The sequence below is a fragment of the Pantoea agglomerans genome (genome assembly GCF_021397715.1).
Taxonomy (GTDB): Bacteria; Pseudomonadota; Gammaproteobacteria; order Enterobacterales; family Enterobacteriaceae; genus Pantoea; species Pantoea astica.
The window spans coordinates 306,025-322,375 of the sequence record NZ_CP090208.1; the positions used below are offsets into that span (position 1 = coordinate 306,025).

Genomic DNA, 16,351 nt, shown 5'->3' on the forward strand with positions numbered 1-16,351 from the left:
TCTGATGAAGGGGGCCTCTCTTGCATAGCGTTGAGCGTGCCGGTGCGGACTGCATCATCATCTTCAGACGGCATGAAGTCAGCGAACTGCCGCTGCTGTTCAACCCTGTACCTCCATCTTCTTTGATTGATATTTTTGCATCGGTTAGTATCAATACCGGTACCAGCTTAAATGAACGCAATTTTTTAAAATCATACTGAATAGTTTACAGCCTGATGTTATTACTGTTGCGGTACATAATTTTAAAACGGCAGAAACCGTCATATTCTGCTGTTCAGGGCATACAGGGACCAGGTGACTGTCTCACGCGAAAGCGTTGGTCATTGTCCTGAAGAACAGGCCACTTTGCCGCCTGTCTTAACTCAGGAAGAACGCTGCAGGCAGAGAAAATACCGTGATCGCGGTCGTAGAATTTAACCGTAAGAGTATCCGGTTTCAACGGGTCGGTTTAAAACGCAAAAAATAGATCCTATCTTTGTTAATCATGGATTCGAAGAGGAATGATGTACATCATCGAAGAGGATTTCTTTTACGATGAAGCCAATAACGCTATCTGGCATCGTTTAAGTGAAAATGAAAAAACACAACTTCCGCTGACAGCCTCACGAATACTGTGCTTGTTGCTGGAAAACCGGGGTAAGGTCATGAGCCGGGAGCATATTTTTGATGAGATATGGAGCAATTACGGTGCTAATGCGTCCAATAATACCTTGAATCAGTATGTTTCCTTGCTCAGAAAAAAATTTGAGCAACTTGGTTTTCAAGGTGAGTTGATCAAAACAATAACCCGCGCGGGCTTTTTAATGCCTGAAGATCTGAAGGTTCAGCAGCTGGGTGTCGTCGGGAAGCCGGTAGCCATTGAGAATAAAAAGCCGGGTAAAAAGATTATTATAACCTCTGTTGTCTGTTTACTGGCCATTACGATAATCGGTTACGCATTCATCAATCGTGGTGGATGGGATAAAAGTAATGTTTTCAAAATAGGTAGTGTTGGGCGTTGCAATGTTTATATGCTTTATCAAAACTCGCCTGAAACCGCTGAGGTTAAATTAAGGCTTGCTAAAGAGATGATAGATAAATATGCGCCTTGTATCGGTAATGATGTATATATTTATCATCCTTCCGATGAGGTTATTTTAAATGGCCAGGGTGCAGCATTTATAACCCGGTGTACTTATCAGAAAGATGGCAGTCAAAAATTCGCAGGATGCTATGATGTTTATGAATTTCCAAAGGCTTAGGGCTGTATTTGTCGTAATTATTATTCTGGCGATTACTCTGGTATTTCTTGCGTTGAAGAAAATAAATAATACAGTTGATTGCGTATCAACATTCTATACTGTACCGAATGATGGTGTATGGGAATACTTAAAAGGCACTATGTCCGTTACTTTTTCCAGCAAAGGGCAGGGCAATGTTATGTTTTCCGGCGAAGCGCGTAAAACTGCAGAGACAGGTAAGATATTTTCATTCGAAAGATTTATGCATTTTTCTTTTGAAAAAACTGACCAGAAAAATTATGAGTTGCGCAATGTTGTAGTCTCTAAATATAAAGGCGATGATCTCGATGATGCCGTTTTCACTAAATATATCTACTCGCATACATCTGAGCAGACCGACCACCTGGTTGTTGTTAAACAGAACAACGGCTATCTCATCGGTAATATGGTGGGGCCCCGACATTTATGCGTTAAACGGTAAAGCCATTCAATCAGACCAGCCTGATGCATCAGTAGTCTGAACCGGCAACCGCTAATGAGCAATGCTGTATTGTTCACTCCTCTTTGCCCTACCAATTCAGGAATGCATACTTCCAGAGTTTTATGCTGCTTAATATTATATAAGTGGATTATAAAATTATATTTTAATCGATGTGAAATATAATGAACTGACATGGCCGTTGGCGAGACATAATCGCTCTCATCACCGATACCGTTCGTTACCTGTTGATCTCACCATTTCAAGCATTGTGATGAATCGGTACGAATTTGAGAGGCTCTGGAAAATGAGAAATGCTAGCGTTCGCCATCACATTAATAATTTAGTTATTCCTGACTTTTGGGACGGTAATATCAGAAATAACATCAGATACCTGTCAGATGAAAAGACCGGCAGTGAGTATTATCTGAAACCCCGTATGAATATCTCCTCTGTGGAGATTGATAAAGTAATGATGATTGCCGGCAATGATTACGCCGTGATGGGCGTGCGGCATGTTTTAGCTAATAATCACTCTGTACATCTCAAGGTAACGTCTAAAGAAGCAGAGATTCAGCCTGTAGTTGATGAGTTTAGACCAAAGGTGGTTATATGGATGTTTAACTCCGCTAATGAGTTTTATGAAAGTATTACAGATATTTTGAATGTCCGGAGAAATCATAATAAAATTAAACAGATTATTATTAGTGAGGAGTTGCCTGCCACTTTTTGCGGCGAGGATGTTATTGTAGAAGGGGTTTCATTAATTCCCTCTACAGTGAGCGTTCAGCAATTGGCGGAGATGATTTCATCATGCCTTGTACAAAAACAATTTAAGCATTTTTTTGTCAGGAAATGGATGAGTAAACGGCAGTTTCGGGTTATGGCGGAACTGGGGAAAGGCAAAAAAACCAGTGATGTATCGCGTGTGTTAAATATTGATTGCAAAACAGTCCTCGCCCATAAATATAAAGCCGTCAATAAGCTCGGCATCAGCAATCGTAAAGAAGAAGCCTGGGCTATGCGGGCGATAACACAACTGTATACAGCCATACCCTGTCTGGAGAAATTATGTAGAAGAACCGCCGGGTGCTGATTTTTTAACAGACTTTACTGATAATGATAAATATTCTGGCAATAAAATTATATTAATTACCGGCAGGTTTTTGGCTGGTGGGTGGATAGCTGAATATTGTATGCTGCACTGCTCATCTGAACACGCGGCGATCAGGTGCGAAATTGTTTGAGCTTTCTGTAATCATAACTAACCTGGCATAGATAAACTGGCGCAGAACAGCCAGCTTCAGAAGATGCTGGTGACGGTTTAATAACGCGGTGGCGTTATGAGCGTCAATCTTTAAATGCCACAACACGAAAAAAATATGCCCGATGTTTATTATCGCTTTCCGCGCTTAAGGCAACTTAACATCCCAACTGAACTGAAAAATGAAGATAATCCGGAAGATGCAACGAAAATGGGCAGCGGAGTTGAAGCTGTTTTGTCTCTCACGCGGCGCATTTACGCTGGCTCTCATAACACTTTACCTGTTTTTTATTCTGCCGATTTATTTTGAAAATAATGGCGGAACAGGGCTGGAAATGCCTCAGAACATCCTTGCATGGAGTGTGATGCTTTTGTGCATTTTATCTGCTCTCCTGAATGTGTTGCGAACCGGAGAGATCCTGATATCACGTTTCATGTTCATCGCCTTTTTGGCAGTAGCTATGCTGTTGCTGCCGTGGTTCTGGACATCATCAGTTTTGTGGCGAGAGCATGCCGTGCCACGTCTGGCAGGAATCGCTGGAGCGCTGCTATTTTGTCTGGCTCTCTGTCAGGTGAGCCTAACGTCGTCTAAGCGACGCATTTTACTTGCTTTGGTGGTTTTATCTTCTCTGCTGCAGGCTGGCGAAGCCATGATGCAGGCCTGGTTGCCGGAGATCGCCCTGCGTTTGATGGATTTTTATGGCACTTCACCCTATGGCATTTTTCAGCAGCGTAACCTGCTGGCAAGCTGGCTGGCTACGGGCGCAGCAGTAACGCTCTATCTTGCGCTTACCGCAACCACACGCAGAAGCACATTTGTTTGGCTACTTCCCTCGTATCCGCTATGCGCGGCGATAACGCTTAGCCAAAGCCGTACCGGGATGATCGGTGTGATTTTATCCATGCTACTGACCGGATTTGCCGACTGGCGACGCCAGCCGCGAATCGATCCTAAAGCGGCTTTGTGGAAAGGCGGGTTAATTGTCTCGTTAGCAGGATGCTGTTCAGCCATTGGCTTATGGGCAATGCCCGCAGGGCAGCACGCCGATTTGATACACCAAAAATCTACTGTTGAACGTGTTCTGATGCTTGAAGCGACCGCTGAAATGATTGGACAGCATCCGTGGGCCGGCAGCGGATTGGGTAGCTTCGAAGCGCAATTCCCACTGGCGGTAGTGACCCTGGGTTTAGTACAAAAGAGTGACACTGTTACTCACCCGCATAATGAAGCGTTGTATGTCTGGGCCGAAGGCGGAATCATTGCCATGGCAGGCTTGCTGTTATTGGCCGGTATCTGGATATGGCCACTCATCCTGCGGCTGCGTGACTCACTCTATCTGGATAAGTCTGGCTGGCTGTTACCACTGACGGGTCTGCCTGTCGTGATCCACATGATGCTGGAGTATCCACTCTATCTTTCAACACCTCATCTCATGCTGCTGCTTGTATTGTTTCGTATAAGTTTACCCGACTCAGTTCTGCAGCCTGTCAACGTATCCCGCTTTGGACGTGCAGTAACGATTCCGTTTTTGTTGGGTGGTTTGGTGATTCTTGTTGGGCTGAAAGCAGGTTTTATTACGCAATCGATGCTGACCCAGGCCGAAGCGGAGATGAATCAGGGATCGCTACCCACGTTACCGATGGCGAGCTGGCGAACAATGACGCAGGCAGAACGGCTGGACTACGATCAACACCTGCTGATAGCCAATACGCCTGGATTTTTGCAAAGATCTCAGGCGATAGGGGAATTTTACATCTGGGGAGAAAAGTGGCTCGCGGTTCATAACAACCCTGAGGTCACTGCAGCAATGATGATCATTGCGCAACGCCGGGGAGACCACACGACTTATGAACGTCTGCGCGCCAATGCAGCACGTGTGTTCATCCATGATGAACGATTTATGCAAGGGCATGAATAATAAACACTGAATGAACTTTAACGGTAAACATCGGGGCTGATCCGCAGGTAATCTGCTCGTCTCTTGCAAAGCGGACGTCCGGAATGGTTTTTTGACCTATAACGGATACCCTGCCGCTTCAACAGGAGGACCGTTAGTCTTGAGTATCAGAAATAATACAGGTCAGTAAGTAAGAGCGGCTTTCCCTTCTACCTTTTGTTACAAGTCCTTTTTTAATGGCTTGTTCTGCATTGTAAATTTTACGGGCAGACTCTGATGAAGTTATTTCACTCGGTTCCTTAGGCGTAAGGGTGGTACATGATGCATAAATTTTCCGCAGGAGTCCGTTATAGCCTTCATCCTCCTGCAGAATTCTTCTTGCCTGATCGGGTTTAATAAAATCTGCTTTCATTCATAGCAGCGGCTGGATTACTTAACGTTCCGGATAAGCGATCTACCTGGACTGGTTCTTTAACCGTAAAGCGACCAGTCCGCACCGGATAGATGCGGCGGCGCGCGCTGAATATCTGCGCCTTTATCAGCAGCCCGGCGCGCTGCCGGGCGGTTGAGCAGTCGGCCGGCCAGTCAGAATCACCAGCGCGCGCAGGCCGGGAAGCTGGCGCTGCCGTTACTGGCGGTCAGTGCCGATCGGGGGTCGATTCCGGATATGGCGGCACCATTACGCGCGGTGGCGCACCAGGTCAGCGGTGCGGTTATCGGGGAATGCGGGCACTTTATTCCCGACGAACAGCCGGAAAAACTGGCGGAAATATTAACGGATTTTTTTACTCACTGATCCGCTGAGCGGGTAACCGTGGCAGTGTGTCTGCCGTATCGCCTCAGGCCGCCAGCGGCAGGCTGGCGGCGCTAAGCGGGACTGCTGATATCCTGATGCTGATTAAACAGGCTCAGGGTCGGTCCGGTTTTGAGCTGTTTTCTTCAGCCAGAAAATCTTTCTCATCAGCCCGGCAGAGGACGAAAATTCTGTTCTCCTTCAATAAATCGCTGCTGACGTAAATGTGCTTGTCAATTAACGCTAACCTGCCATGCTGGGCCCCTTTTACCGGGGATGGCCCTAATGTGTATTCATGAGGTTCGCTAAATTTCAATGCCCGTTCTGCGGTGACAGGAAGTTTACCTATTCTCTCCTGTCTGACATGAAGAAAGGTGCTCACGGAGCAGTCTGTTTTGGATGCGGCAGGCCGGTAACCGTGGCAAATTTTCAGAGGCTTACGCTGGTCAAAAAATAGCGTAATCCGACAGAGGTTTTGTTAATTATTTTCAGCCAGTGAACCAGTGAAAATGGTTAATCAGCGTTTCCTCAACCTGATTAACTGCCAAATATAGGTTTTATAGAGTATTTCCCATGAAAAACGTTGTGTTAAGCATGCTTGCCAAAATCTCTAAAATTGATGCGGCAACCAAACAGTTAACTGCCCGCGTCGAGGCTCAATCGCTTCTGATCAGCGCGCTGGTGCTTGCAGTGAGTAAGCAGGGCGGTGTGACTGAAATGATGGAAAGCGCCGGAAAGGCCATCAATACCATTATTGAGTCCGTGGATACCGATGAGGTGCTGAAATCGGATGCGGCCATTCTGCTGCACGAACTGCAGGACTTACTCATGATGGCCCGGACTGTTGATGGTGCCGCGGCTGAAATCGATCAGGATGGGCTTTCTGACATCACCGGCGTTTCTGCTGCAGAGGATGTGCAGCGTAAAAACGAGCAGTAGCCGGATACCTGCCGGGCTAACCGCCGCTTATTACTCCCGCAATCTCTGTACCAACGACTATCAACGTTTCCCGGGGAGAAGCCCCGGGAAACGAGCCCGCGTAGTGTGCACGCCATTAAGCATTACGACGGTTACGTACTTGGCCGTGCCACATCCGGTAGCAGGCAACCTGGGTCAGCAGACAGAACCTTCTGCGCGGTAGCGTATCAACAGGTTGCTGCACCAACCATAATCTGCCTGTGCTACTCCGCTTCCGTCCCGACCGCTTTACTCACACCCTATTGGCCGTTGCCCGCTTATAACACCTCTCCGGCCGGTTTAACTCAGCAGATCGCATTGGCAACTGATGCCGGAACGTTCAGCGCCTTAGTAAATATCAGCGCTAAGGCGATGATCGATAACCGGTTCCACAGACCAGCAAGAGCCTCGTGGCGATCCGTGACGGGCATCATGGCAGGAAGGATCTTAAAGCCGCCTGTCAGAGTATTTTTTGGCAGGCCAGTAAGCGTCTGGCATAGTTAAGGCTGAATCGCTTTACCCTGCTCATCAAGCAGATCGGTCAGGAGTGCCGTGCCATCGCTCCCGACGCGGAATGCCCCGTAACGTGCCTGCGCGAAACGCTCGCCATGGCCTTCCTGAAAGAACCAGGCGTTGGTGCCGACGGTCAGCGAGCCAGAATGTTGATGGTATTTCACCCGTAGCTGATTCGCCTGCAGAGGCTCACCGTGATCAAACCGGGCCTGAGTCGCATGACGCTGCGCATCGAGGTCAACAATAAGCGTCCCGCTGGTGGGCAGGCAGGGCGCTGACAGGGTCGCGCCGCAGGTCTCAGCCTGCTGATACAACCTCAGTTCCAGAGGTCGGGTCAGGGCATAATTCAGTGCCATGTAATCACCCTGCATCAGGGATCGCGGGTCAACCGGCGCAAGGGGTAAAATCATGACCGCGCCCTGTTTCAGCACCTGCTCTTTTTGCCAGATGCTGACATTGACGGCCACCAGCGCCAGCGCTATCACTGCGCCTGCCAGCCATCGGCTCTGTTTACGCATTCTCACTGGCACCTCCGATCGGTGCGGGTAACACTTTTTTGACTCCCCATACCAGCCCCAGTAAAACCAGACCACCGACCATCAGCAGCAGGGATTTTTGCAGCAGAGTAACCGCCAGGAAGTAATACCAGCCAATGACATACAGCATCATGAAACCGCCACTGACCACCAGTAATCCCTGACTTCCCTGATAACGCGCCATCAGAATCAACCACAGGCCCAGTCCAATACCCGGTGCATAGAGGGCGACAGCCCCGCAGATCAGGGCGGCGGGCAGTGTGATAATCGAAAACAGCGACTGGCCATTCCTTTTCTGACTGAGTGCACTCAGCACTAAGCCTGCCGCGATCCCTGTGCCTGTCGCAGACTGAAGCGTAGTCAACTGCGCAGTTGACCAGATGAAATCCGTGAGATACGCCGCGTTTATCCCGAGGAAACTCAGCAACATCAGACCAGCCGGGATGCCATACAGCAGGGGATGTACCGCGTCAGCGTACGGCCCTGCCTGTAACCTCAGCTGATGACTGACGATCCACAGCCACCAACACGTTATCGCCGCCACCACTCCGCAAACAGCAAGGCGGCCAGCCGTCGGCGACAGGGACAGCCGGGCCAGAGAATGGCCCGCCAGCACCAGAAAAAAGGTCAGGGCAGTGATGGCCATAAATCGATAAGTGCGGTCGGGCATAGCCACCGCCATCGCGGCCAGGATCGGCACTGCACACAGTGAACTGAGCATAAGGAAGCTGACATCATTGCTGTGGATTTGCAGCAGAACGCCGGATATCAGCCCGCAGGTCGCCGCAATTGCCCATGCCAGCCCGAGGTGATGTTTACCGTCACGCTGACTGCGCAGCAGGCCGCGCGCAATGACGGCGAGCAGCAGTGAAGGAAGAATAAGGGTGGCGGCATTCGGTTGGTCGAGTAAGTCAGCGGTATAGAGCAGCAGTATCAGCAGTAACAGAATGATGATCGCTGCGATCCAGCCACCGACGCTTAGCGCCAGCCTCAGATACCAGGGCAGGTCGGAGGCGAGATCGCGTTGCTGAATTTCTTCAATCTGCGAGGCGCTTAGCAAACCCTGCTGACGCAACGTGTCTGTCAGTAAAGTCAGCCTGGCCGGAACCCGATCGATCGGCTCCTTTTCAACCATTTTGCGTTGCCACTTCAGCAGGATAGAACCATTTACCGCCAGCCAGAATGCCATCAGGGCACCGGTCAAAAACAGATCGCCCGTATCGTAGGCGTAAAGAAATAACCGCATGATTAGCGCACAACCAACAACAGTCAGACTGGCGATGCCCAGCGTCAGCATGCAGAGATCCTGATAGCGGTAACGGTACAGGTAATAACCTGCCAGCAGGGTGATCGCCCAGCCGACCGTGATGTAAGTAAAGTGGTTGTTACCGTCCCAGTCAGAAATGTTCCCGGCCACGATGGTGGTCAGCAGCAGCAGTAAAAATCCAGCCATCACCCGTGAGAACCAGCGACTTGCCAGCCAGCTCTCAGGATGATGCGTTATCGCCCGCCAGGCCAGCGCTTCCCTGATAATCAGGCAGGCGGCCAGCAGCGCCAGATATCCGTGAAGCACTGCCGACGGGAGTCGGGTGAAGCTGTCAGACACGGCGAGATCCAGCAGTGAGGTCGGCATCGTGGTGTAATAGAGCTGGAACGCCAGGTTAGCGACCAGCCAGCTGCAAAACCACAGGCTGTTTTGCCGGGCAATCAGCGCCAGCGGCAGAAGAACGCATAACCAGGCCCGGAATAGCTCCCAGCTGTCAGCCCCGATCTGATAAATCTGCCCATAAAGCGCAAACAGGGCACCGAAACTTAACCCTGCTGCCAGCAATGCGCTGAGTGCCAGCGTGCTGTACCAGCGCCACCAGACCACAACCGCCAGCGCGACAATCAGCAGTTCAGCCAGGGCAAATTTCGCCATCTTCGGCAGCCACGCCCAGTTCCAGGCAATAAAGAACACCGATCCGGCAACCAGTGACAGTAATCCCAGACAGCAAAGAACCGGGATAAGAAACTGACGCCATTGAGCATCTGACGGTCTGATACCACAAAAAGCATAGATGCGCTGGCAGGTCTCCGGGGTCAGGCTTCCTCCTTTCACCAGTGGTGCAGTCTGACGGCAAAGATACTCTGCCGTGCGTGACGGCATACCGGTTATGCCCTCGGGTGCAATCTCCCTCATACTTTCCCTGCCTCTGTTTGCGGAGTTACTTTTAATGTTAACGACGGGTCTTCCCTGCGATCAATCCGCGTGTCGGTGAGTAACACTCTGCTGAGCGGCAGAGCCGCGGATAAGTTTGCTGAATAAATGTAATCATCTTTTCGCGGACATAACAGCGTCAATCAAAGGCGACTGGTGGACCCGGATTGCAGGATGATTCAACAAACCTCTTCTGCATGCCGGGAATCATACCGCAACTGAGCCTGCTCCATTTCCGCACCATGTTTTAGCGCCCATCCATACAGCGCACTAAAAGGCTCCTGAAGCGTCTGTGCCAGTGATGTAAGACTGTACTCCACACTCACCGGCGAAGTCGGCAGTACCTTTCGATGCACCAATCCATTGCGCTCAAGCCGTTTAAGCGCATCAGACAAGGCTTTGTGCGTAATCCCATCCAGTCGGCGACGGAGTTCATTGAAGCGCACGGGTTCACTACAAAGTACGGTGAGAATTAAAATTGACCATTTATTGGTGATGTTCTCCAGCACCGGTCGGGTTTTTCCTATTTCTGTCAGGTCATTACTCTCAATTTGAGCCATAGCGATATATTCCTCGATACCTGATATAAACAAAGTGCGTAATTGTTATTAAGTATAAAAATTATATCATCTGTTTTCCATCCCGACAGGAGTGAGCAGATGCGTAGATTAGAGAATAAAGTTGCCCTGATACTCGGCGGAGCAAAAGGCATTGGTCTGGCTATCAGCCAGCGATTTGCCAGTGAAGGTGCAACGACCTGGCTGACCTCGCGCCGAAATGAAGAGTTAGAAGCAGCCAGCCACACCATAAAGGGCACCGCCAGGCCCGTTCGTGCTGATGTCAGCCAGATAAGCGAACTGACGCGGATAGTTGATGTAATCAGGGCAGAGTCTGGCCAGATAGATGTGCTGGTCATCAATGCCGGAATGGCGGAATACTCGACGATTGATGACGTCACCCCGGCACATTTTGATGCTATTTTCGGCCTGAATGTGCGCTCACCGCTTTTTGCTATGCAGGCAGCACTTCCCCTGATGAAGAAGGGCGCGAGCGTCGTTTTGATCGGGTCGATTGCCGATGTGATTGGCACGCCGGGATATGGCGTATATGGCGCCAGTAAAGCAGCACTTCGTTCTTTTGCCCGCACATGGACAAAAGAACTCTCCGCCCGTGGCATTCGAATAAATGTTGTCGCCCCTGGCCCCATCGATACGGAAATGATGCTTGCGGCCTCTGAAGAGCTACGTAATGGGATAATCAGCACCATTCCCTTATCAAGAATGGGCAGACCTGAAGAAGTTGCCAGTGCTGCACTATTCCTCGCAAGCGATGAAAGCAGTTATATAGCCGGAGCAGAAATCTGTGTGGATGGGGGGATGACGCAAGTATGATCAATGACGTTCAGTTTTATTAACACCAGAGAAAGGCTGAATGAGAGACGAACCGGGCTATTACCCGGTTTTTATCTTTCGCCAAAGCGGGTCGCTGTCAGTGGCTAGGCAGGCAGAGGTCCGGACGCGCGATATGAATCGACCAGGGCATCGAAAAGCGAAATATCCGCGCGACTTCTGGCCAGAAGCTGGGCACCGACAATAGCGGCGAAAATTGCACGTGCTCTGGATTCACTCTCACCTGATTCGCACACCTTTGCAGCCACCAGAAGTTTACTAAGCCATGCAATGTTTACTTCAGCAAATTTCTGAATTTCATTGGTCATTTCAACGGGTAAAGTATCGGTTTCAGCGCCCATAAAACTGCCCAGGCAGAGACGATTGTCGGCCTCAAGCGATCTTCGGAAGATTTCAGGAAAGCGATGCAGCGCGTCAAGCGGGGACGGGCTTTCTGATTCGATCATCTCCAGCGCGAGCGCGCCGTCCTCCCAATATCGTCTGGCAACGGCAATACCCAGATCGGCTTTGCTGGGAAAATGGTAGTAAATACTCGCCGCTTTGATACCAACAGCTTCCGCGAGATCGCGGAAATTCAAACCATTGTAGCCCTGCGATTGGGCAATTTTTTTGGCCGCCAACAAAATGGCTTCCTTAGAATTGACGCTCATCTTTGTGCCTTTCGTCCAGGGACGATCTCTTCAATAAAGAAGGCTATTTTACAGCAAATACCTACCGTGTGACAGGTAGATTGTCAGGCAGAGCACTGCGTTCACTGCGACCAGGGTGCTCAGGCAGACGCCGTTCCTTCATGGTTCAGAAAGCGGCATCGCCAGCCGATACTACCGGGATCACCAGGGTTACCGGGAAAGTCAGGGGATGGCGATCCCGGCGTACCGGCGTTTTCATTGAGAAGCTATTACCGGGCTGGCGAATCCAGCTCAGGAATGCCGCTGCTGCGATCGGCGTAGGCCGCCTGGAAAGCAGGACGTTTTGTCCAGCGCTGCCAGTACGCATCCAGGAACTCAAAACGCTCGTCCAGTGGTGTGGCATTGACCGGGAATTTCGAGAAGGCGATGGCGGTTGCCAGCGTAATGTCCGAGAAGGTCGGGGCATCGCCGCCGAGCAGCCATTCGCGGCCGTCTGACAGATGACGATTGACCAGTGCGGCGTGAGCCAACGCTTCCTTACGGCAGTGTTCGCCCCAGGCCTCATTTTTGGTCAGTTCCAGCTTGAAGCCGAGGCCGGTATGCAACACGTGGAATGCTGTAACGATGCGGTACAGGATGTGCACCCAAACCCGGTTATCCCACATGTTATCCAGACCCTGTTCCAGTGCGGTCTCTCCCATGATCTTACGACCGGGATACTCCTGGTCAAGATAACGAACGATGGCAGCCGTTTCGGAAATATAGCTACCGTCAGCCAGTTGCAGAGTGGGCGTTTCGCCCCACGGGTTCATATTCAGATGACGCCAGCCACGCTGTTCTCCCACAGGGGACATATCATAAATGGTTTCGGCAAAATGGTCAGCGATGCCTTTTTCGTGCATGAACAGACGCAGACGCTGTGGGTTCGGAAAGGCTGAAGGCGAAGTGAAAAGCTGAAGTTTAGTTGTCATGGTCGGCATCCTGAAAGTTGGGGTTGAGTTGCCTAACAAACGTTAGGTAGATAAACCTTAGCTGGCGATTCGATGTGCGTCAATACCTATCTAACACTTGTTAGGTAAAAATTTTATGTGCCGTCCCGTTTGCTACGTTATTTCAGCGTCTGCCTGGCTGAAGGCGGGGGCAGAATGACGCCAGATGGTCGAGTGAATGAATGACGGGTCAGGTCGAATGCACACGGATGTTCAGGTGAGTGGCATGAGGTGAGGTTAACGCGATAGCTGATGCAGACTATACGATGCCGCAGAGGCACCGGCGGGGATGAGGCAGGGTCGGCTTACAGCGAACGATGGCCTGAACCGCTCGGTTTTCGCTTACTGCTGATCCGAAACCCGTTTTAACGGGTACGCAGGCCGAATCAGCGGAATTAATTTCAGACACGCATCGCTGCTTTTACCGTGTCCACGAACAGTCGCAATGCAACAGGCATATGGCGATTTTGCGGAAAGTAGAGAGCGATACCCTGCGACGCAATCGTCCAGTCTTCCAGTAAAGTAATCAGCCGCTTCGTGTCGAGAGCCTGCCGGGCGTAGGGCTCTGGCACATGGGCCACAGCTAATCCTGCGACAGCCGCTTCCACCATTAAAGCGCTGCTGTCGAGGGTCAGGCTGCGCGGCACATCCAGCGCAAACTGTTGCTCATGCTGCTGATATTCCCAGTGATAACGTTTGCCGCCAGGCAGACGCTGGCGCAAACAGGCATGTTGCATAATATCCTGCGGATGCGCGACTTCGGGCCGATCTGCCAGGTAACCGGCCTGCTGGCGATCCTGACTGAGCGAGAAATGCAGCGTCGGCACCCGCAGCAACCAGTCCGTATTGACGGTTCTCATCATCGGGATGGCCTGCACTTAGTGAGCAATCGCGCGCAGAGTGGCAGAGTCCGGTCCCATAACGCGGCAGGCCAGCGGATAAGGCGAGTAGGGGCTTAACACCCGTTGTGTCAGCCGGACGCATGCTTCTGGCACCAGTCCGTGAGCCGCTGCATCCCGCGCTGGCCTGCGCGGTGGCTGAGCCGCTCAGCAAAGTAACGCTGCTTAGTTGCGGGCATTTTATTGCCGACCAACAGCCGCAAAAATTAGCGGAATATTTACAGGCATGTTTAATTCAACTGTCCGGTAACCGGCTTTCATCACCATATAAGTAGTGAAAGTAATGTCATCTGGCGGATTATTAATATTATTGCTGATCTGCCCGATTCTCATTCAATCTTCCTGAGGTTATTTCTATCTCATTGATTTTAAAACGTCTGCGACCGGCTTTTGCGCGTTGCTTTCTGCGTCATGCTGTGAATAAATAAACGGTCGCAAACACCAGAAATCATGATCACATAAAAAAAGAGTCTGCATTACGATGCCGACCCAATATTGCCGGGGCTGCTATGAATCAGGATAAAGCACTGCTGGCCAGAGAAATAAAAGCCAGAACGGAACAACTGGAATCGCATTTAGTGGCGATTCGACGCGATATTCATGCCCACCCGGAATTAGGCTTCGATACGCTGCGTACCGCCAGCCTGGTAACACAACAGTTACAGGCGCTGGGGCTGACGCCACAAACCGGCATCGGCCGCAGCGGCGTGATGGTGGATATCGACGGCGCTGAGCCGGGGAAAACCCTGCTGCTTCGCGCCGATATGGATGCGTTACCGATCCACGAACAGACCGGGCTGCCTTTTGCCAGCGTCTGGCCCGGCAAAATGCACGCCTGCGGGCATGACATTCACACCGCCACCCTGCTGGGCGTAGCAGCGATTCTGCCGCATTATCGTCAGCAGCTAAAAGGGAAAGTCAGGCTGATTTTCCAGCCCGCCGAAGAGACCCCGGACAGCGGCGCGCAGGCGATGATCGCTGACGGTGCGGCGGAGGGCATCGACTGGGCGATTACTCTGCACAATAAGCCTGAACTGGCAGCCGGTGAAATAGCGTTAACCCGCGGCGCCAGTACCGCGTCCAGTGACGAATTTGACGTGACGGTGCATGGCGTTTCAACCCACGCCGCGCGCCCGCACATGGGCAGCGATCCGATTATTGCCACCGTGCATCTCATCAGTCAGCTACAAACTATCATCTCGCGCGAACGCGATCCGGCCCACTCGGCGGTGTTAACCATCGGCCACATTCAGGGCGGCACCACCCACAATATTATTCCTGACAGCTGCCTGTTTCAGGGCACTATCCGCACCAAATCGCCTGCGGTACGTGCCGACATGGAAGCGGCATTCAAACGGATGTGTGAGGGCGTGGCGCTGGCGCAAAATGTGCGCGTGGAGGTTAACTTCCAGCGTGGCGTACCACCGCTGATGAATGACGATCGGCTAATCGATGCGCTGGAGCAGATTCTGTCGCACCAGTTCGATAAGCCGATTATCGCGCAGCCCAGCGACAGCTTTGGTGCCGAAGATTTTTCGCTGTTTACCGAACGGGCGCCGGGTTGCCAGATCCACATCGGGTCTGCCACGCCGGGCCGTGACGATCATCTGCACAATTCCGACTATCAACCGGATGAACGCAGCATTGCCGCCGGGACGCAGGCGCTGACCCGCCTTGCGATTGATCTGCTCTCTTAATAAAAAAAATGAGGTTTCTATGATGATGCACAACCGTCTGTTTGCGGCTTCCCTGACCGTGGCATTACTGGCGGCGTCTGCTGTCAGCCAGGCAAAAGATTTTGGCACCCTGAAATTTGCCACCGAGGCGGCTTATCCCCCGTTTAACCAGACCACTCCGAGCGGCAAAATCGTCGGCTATGAGCCGGATATGGTGGCGGAGCTGGCTAAGCGCGCCGGTTTCAAATATGAAATCATTGCCCAGAAATGGTCCGGCATGATCCCAGGCCTGATCGACGGTAAATATGATGCGGTCATTGATGCCGTTACCGTTACCCCCAAGCGCGCCGAAGCGATCGATTTTACCCATCAGTACACCGTCAGCGTCTCCAGCTTTGTGACCTCTAAAACCTCGCCGCTGGCAACCCTGCCAGGCAGCGGCACGGTGGTCACGGCCGATGATGAACCGGGCATGAAAAAAGCGATTGAGGATCTGAAAACCAGCTTTAAGGGCAAAACCATCGCGGTGCAGGTCGCCACCATTCAGGCTGACTTCCTGCAAAAATATCTCGGCGATGTTGCCACTATCCGTACCTATCAGGCGGGCCCGGAGACCTTCGCTGACCTGATGAATGGCCGGGTTGATGCGGTAATGGCGTCACGCACCAACCTCAACGCCTTTGTGAAAAAACATGCTGAGGCGATCAGCAGCAGCGGCTACGGCTTCTCTGGCGGCGTACTGGGTGCCGGCTCAGCGATTGGCCTGCGTAAAGGCAACAGTGAACTGCAGCAGGTGCTGAACCAGGCGCTGGAATCGATGATCAAAGACGGCACGCTGAGCAAACTGTCGATGAAATGGTTCGGCGAAGACGTCGCACCCAAAGCGTAAC

17 protein-coding genes and 1 pseudogene are annotated in these 16,351 nt (G+C 51.4%); 9 read left to right on the forward strand and 9 right to left on the reverse strand.

Going from position 1 to position 16,351, the window contains the following annotated elements; genetic code table 11:
• Positions 1-500 precede the first annotated feature (500 nt).
• The 4 genes from LZU96_RS21090 to LZU96_RS21105 all read left to right on the forward strand — a co-directional run bounded on the left by LZU96_RS21090 (position 501) and on the right by LZU96_RS21105 (position 4,881).
• Positions 501-1,241, forward strand: a complete 741-nt coding sequence (locus LZU96_RS21090) for a winged helix-turn-helix domain-containing protein (RefSeq protein WP_233988555.1) — start codon at positions 501-503, stop codon at positions 1,239-1,241.
• Positions 1,213-1,701: a hypothetical protein gene (locus LZU96_RS21095; RefSeq protein ID WP_233988556.1), complete on the forward strand. Its 489-nt coding sequence runs from the start codon at positions 1,213-1,215 to the stop codon at positions 1,699-1,701. Before LZU96_RS21090 ends, LZU96_RS21095 begins: the two co-directional genes overlap by 29 nt.
• A 304-nt stretch (positions 1,702-2,005) precedes the next feature.
• The gene (locus LZU96_RS21100) at positions 2,006-2,794 is read left to right on the forward strand and encodes a LuxR C-terminal-related transcriptional regulator (protein ID WP_233988557.1); all 789 of its coding nucleotides are present in this window, start codon (positions 2,006-2,008) and stop codon (positions 2,792-2,794) included.
• Positions 2,795-3,162: 368 nt separating this feature from the next.
• Positions 3,163-4,881 (forward strand): O-antigen ligase family protein, encoded by a 1,719-nt coding sequence (locus LZU96_RS21105; protein ID WP_233988558.1) that lies wholly within the window; start codon positions 3,163-3,165, stop codon positions 4,879-4,881.
• Between the two features lie 133 nt (positions 4,882-5,014).
• On the opposite strand, the gene LZU96_RS21110 is transcribed toward LZU96_RS21105, so the two are convergent.
• Positions 5,015-5,272, reverse strand: coding sequence for a hypothetical protein (locus LZU96_RS21110; protein WP_233988559.1), 258 nt, complete (start codon positions 5,270-5,272; stop codon positions 5,015-5,017).
• 153 nt (positions 5,273-5,425) lie between these two features.
• On the opposite strand from LZU96_RS21110, the gene LZU96_RS21115 reads away from it, so the two are divergent.
• Positions 5,426-5,656, forward strand: coding sequence for an alpha/beta hydrolase (locus LZU96_RS21115; protein WP_233988560.1), 231 nt, complete (start codon positions 5,426-5,428; stop codon positions 5,654-5,656).
• A 570-nt stretch (positions 5,657-6,226) separates the two neighbouring features.
• A complete protein-coding gene (gene iraP / locus LZU96_RS21120) occupies positions 6,227-6,592 on the forward strand; it encodes an anti-adapter protein IraP (protein ID WP_031377586.1) in 366 nt (121 codons plus the stop codon).
• A 518-nt stretch (positions 6,593-7,110) separates the two neighbouring features.
• Here iraP and LZU96_RS21125 read toward each other — a convergent pair.
• The 3 genes from LZU96_RS21125 to LZU96_RS21135 all read right to left on the reverse strand — a co-directional run bounded on the left by LZU96_RS21125 (position 7,111) and on the right by LZU96_RS21135 (position 10,419).
• Positions 7,111-7,641 carry a GDYXXLXY domain-containing protein gene (locus LZU96_RS21125; RefSeq protein ID WP_031377585.1) on the reverse strand — a complete coding sequence of 177 codons (531 nt, stop codon included), beginning with the start codon at positions 7,639-7,641 and terminating at the stop codon, positions 7,111-7,113.
• Positions 7,634-9,841, reverse strand: a complete 2,208-nt coding sequence (locus LZU96_RS21130; protein ID WP_233988561.1) for a DUF4401 domain-containing protein — start codon at positions 9,839-9,841, stop codon at positions 7,634-7,636. The genes LZU96_RS21125 and LZU96_RS21130 overlap by 8 nt, the downstream gene beginning before the upstream one ends.
• A gap of 197 nt (positions 9,842-10,038) precedes the next feature.
• Positions 10,039-10,419 carry a winged helix-turn-helix transcriptional regulator gene (locus tag LZU96_RS21135; RefSeq protein WP_069729128.1) on the reverse strand — a complete coding sequence of 127 codons (381 nt, stop codon included), beginning with the start codon at positions 10,417-10,419 and terminating at the stop codon, positions 10,039-10,041.
• 99 nt (positions 10,420-10,518) lie between these two features.
• Between LZU96_RS21135 and LZU96_RS21140 the strand changes: the two genes are divergently transcribed.
• On the forward strand, positions 10,519-11,250 hold the full coding sequence (locus tag LZU96_RS21140; RefSeq protein WP_233988562.1) for an SDR family NAD(P)-dependent oxidoreductase: 732 nt from the start codon (positions 10,519-10,521) through the stop codon (positions 11,248-11,250).
• A gap of 104 nt (positions 11,251-11,354) precedes the next feature.
• Here LZU96_RS21140 and LZU96_RS21145 read toward each other — a convergent pair whose 3' ends face one another.
• From LZU96_RS21145 to LZU96_RS21165, 5 genes and pseudogenes are all read right to left on the reverse strand, one after another.
• Positions 11,355-11,918: a TetR/AcrR family transcriptional regulator gene (locus LZU96_RS21145; RefSeq protein WP_233988563.1), complete on the reverse strand. Its 564-nt coding sequence runs from the start codon at positions 11,916-11,918 to the stop codon at positions 11,355-11,357.
• Positions 11,919-12,166: 248 nt separating this feature from the next.
• Complete coding sequence (locus LZU96_RS21150; protein WP_233988564.1) at positions 12,167-12,868, reverse strand: glutathione S-transferase family protein; 702 nt, start codon at positions 12,866-12,868, stop codon at positions 12,167-12,169.
• Between the two features lie 419 nt (positions 12,869-13,287).
• Positions 13,288-13,662: a LysR substrate-binding domain-containing protein gene (locus tag LZU96_RS23665; RefSeq protein WP_419149901.1), complete on the reverse strand. Its 375-nt coding sequence runs from the start codon at positions 13,660-13,662 to the stop codon at positions 13,288-13,290.
• 6 nt (positions 13,663-13,668) lie between these two features.
• Positions 13,669-13,905 (reverse strand): annotated as a pseudogene (locus LZU96_RS23670) (hypothetical protein); the annotation flags it as partial.
• A 60-nt stretch (positions 13,906-13,965) separates the two neighbouring features.
• The gene (locus tag LZU96_RS21165; RefSeq protein ID WP_233988565.1) at positions 13,966-14,118 is read right to left on the reverse strand and encodes a hypothetical protein; all 153 of its coding nucleotides are present in this window, start codon (positions 14,116-14,118) and stop codon (positions 13,966-13,968) included.
• Between the two features lie 176 nt (positions 14,119-14,294).
• On the opposite strand from LZU96_RS21165, the gene LZU96_RS21170 reads away from it, so the two are divergent.
• Both LZU96_RS21170 and LZU96_RS21175 read left to right on the forward strand, forming a co-directional pair.
• Positions 14,295-15,482, forward strand: coding sequence for a M20 metallopeptidase family protein (locus LZU96_RS21170; protein WP_233988566.1), 1,188 nt, complete (start codon positions 14,295-14,297; stop codon positions 15,480-15,482).
• Positions 15,483-15,501: 19 nt separating this feature from the next.
• Positions 15,502-16,350, forward strand: coding sequence for an ABC transporter substrate-binding protein (locus LZU96_RS21175; RefSeq protein ID WP_233988567.1), 849 nt, complete (start codon positions 15,502-15,504; stop codon positions 16,348-16,350).
• The last annotated feature ends 1 nt before the right edge of the window (position 16,351 follow it).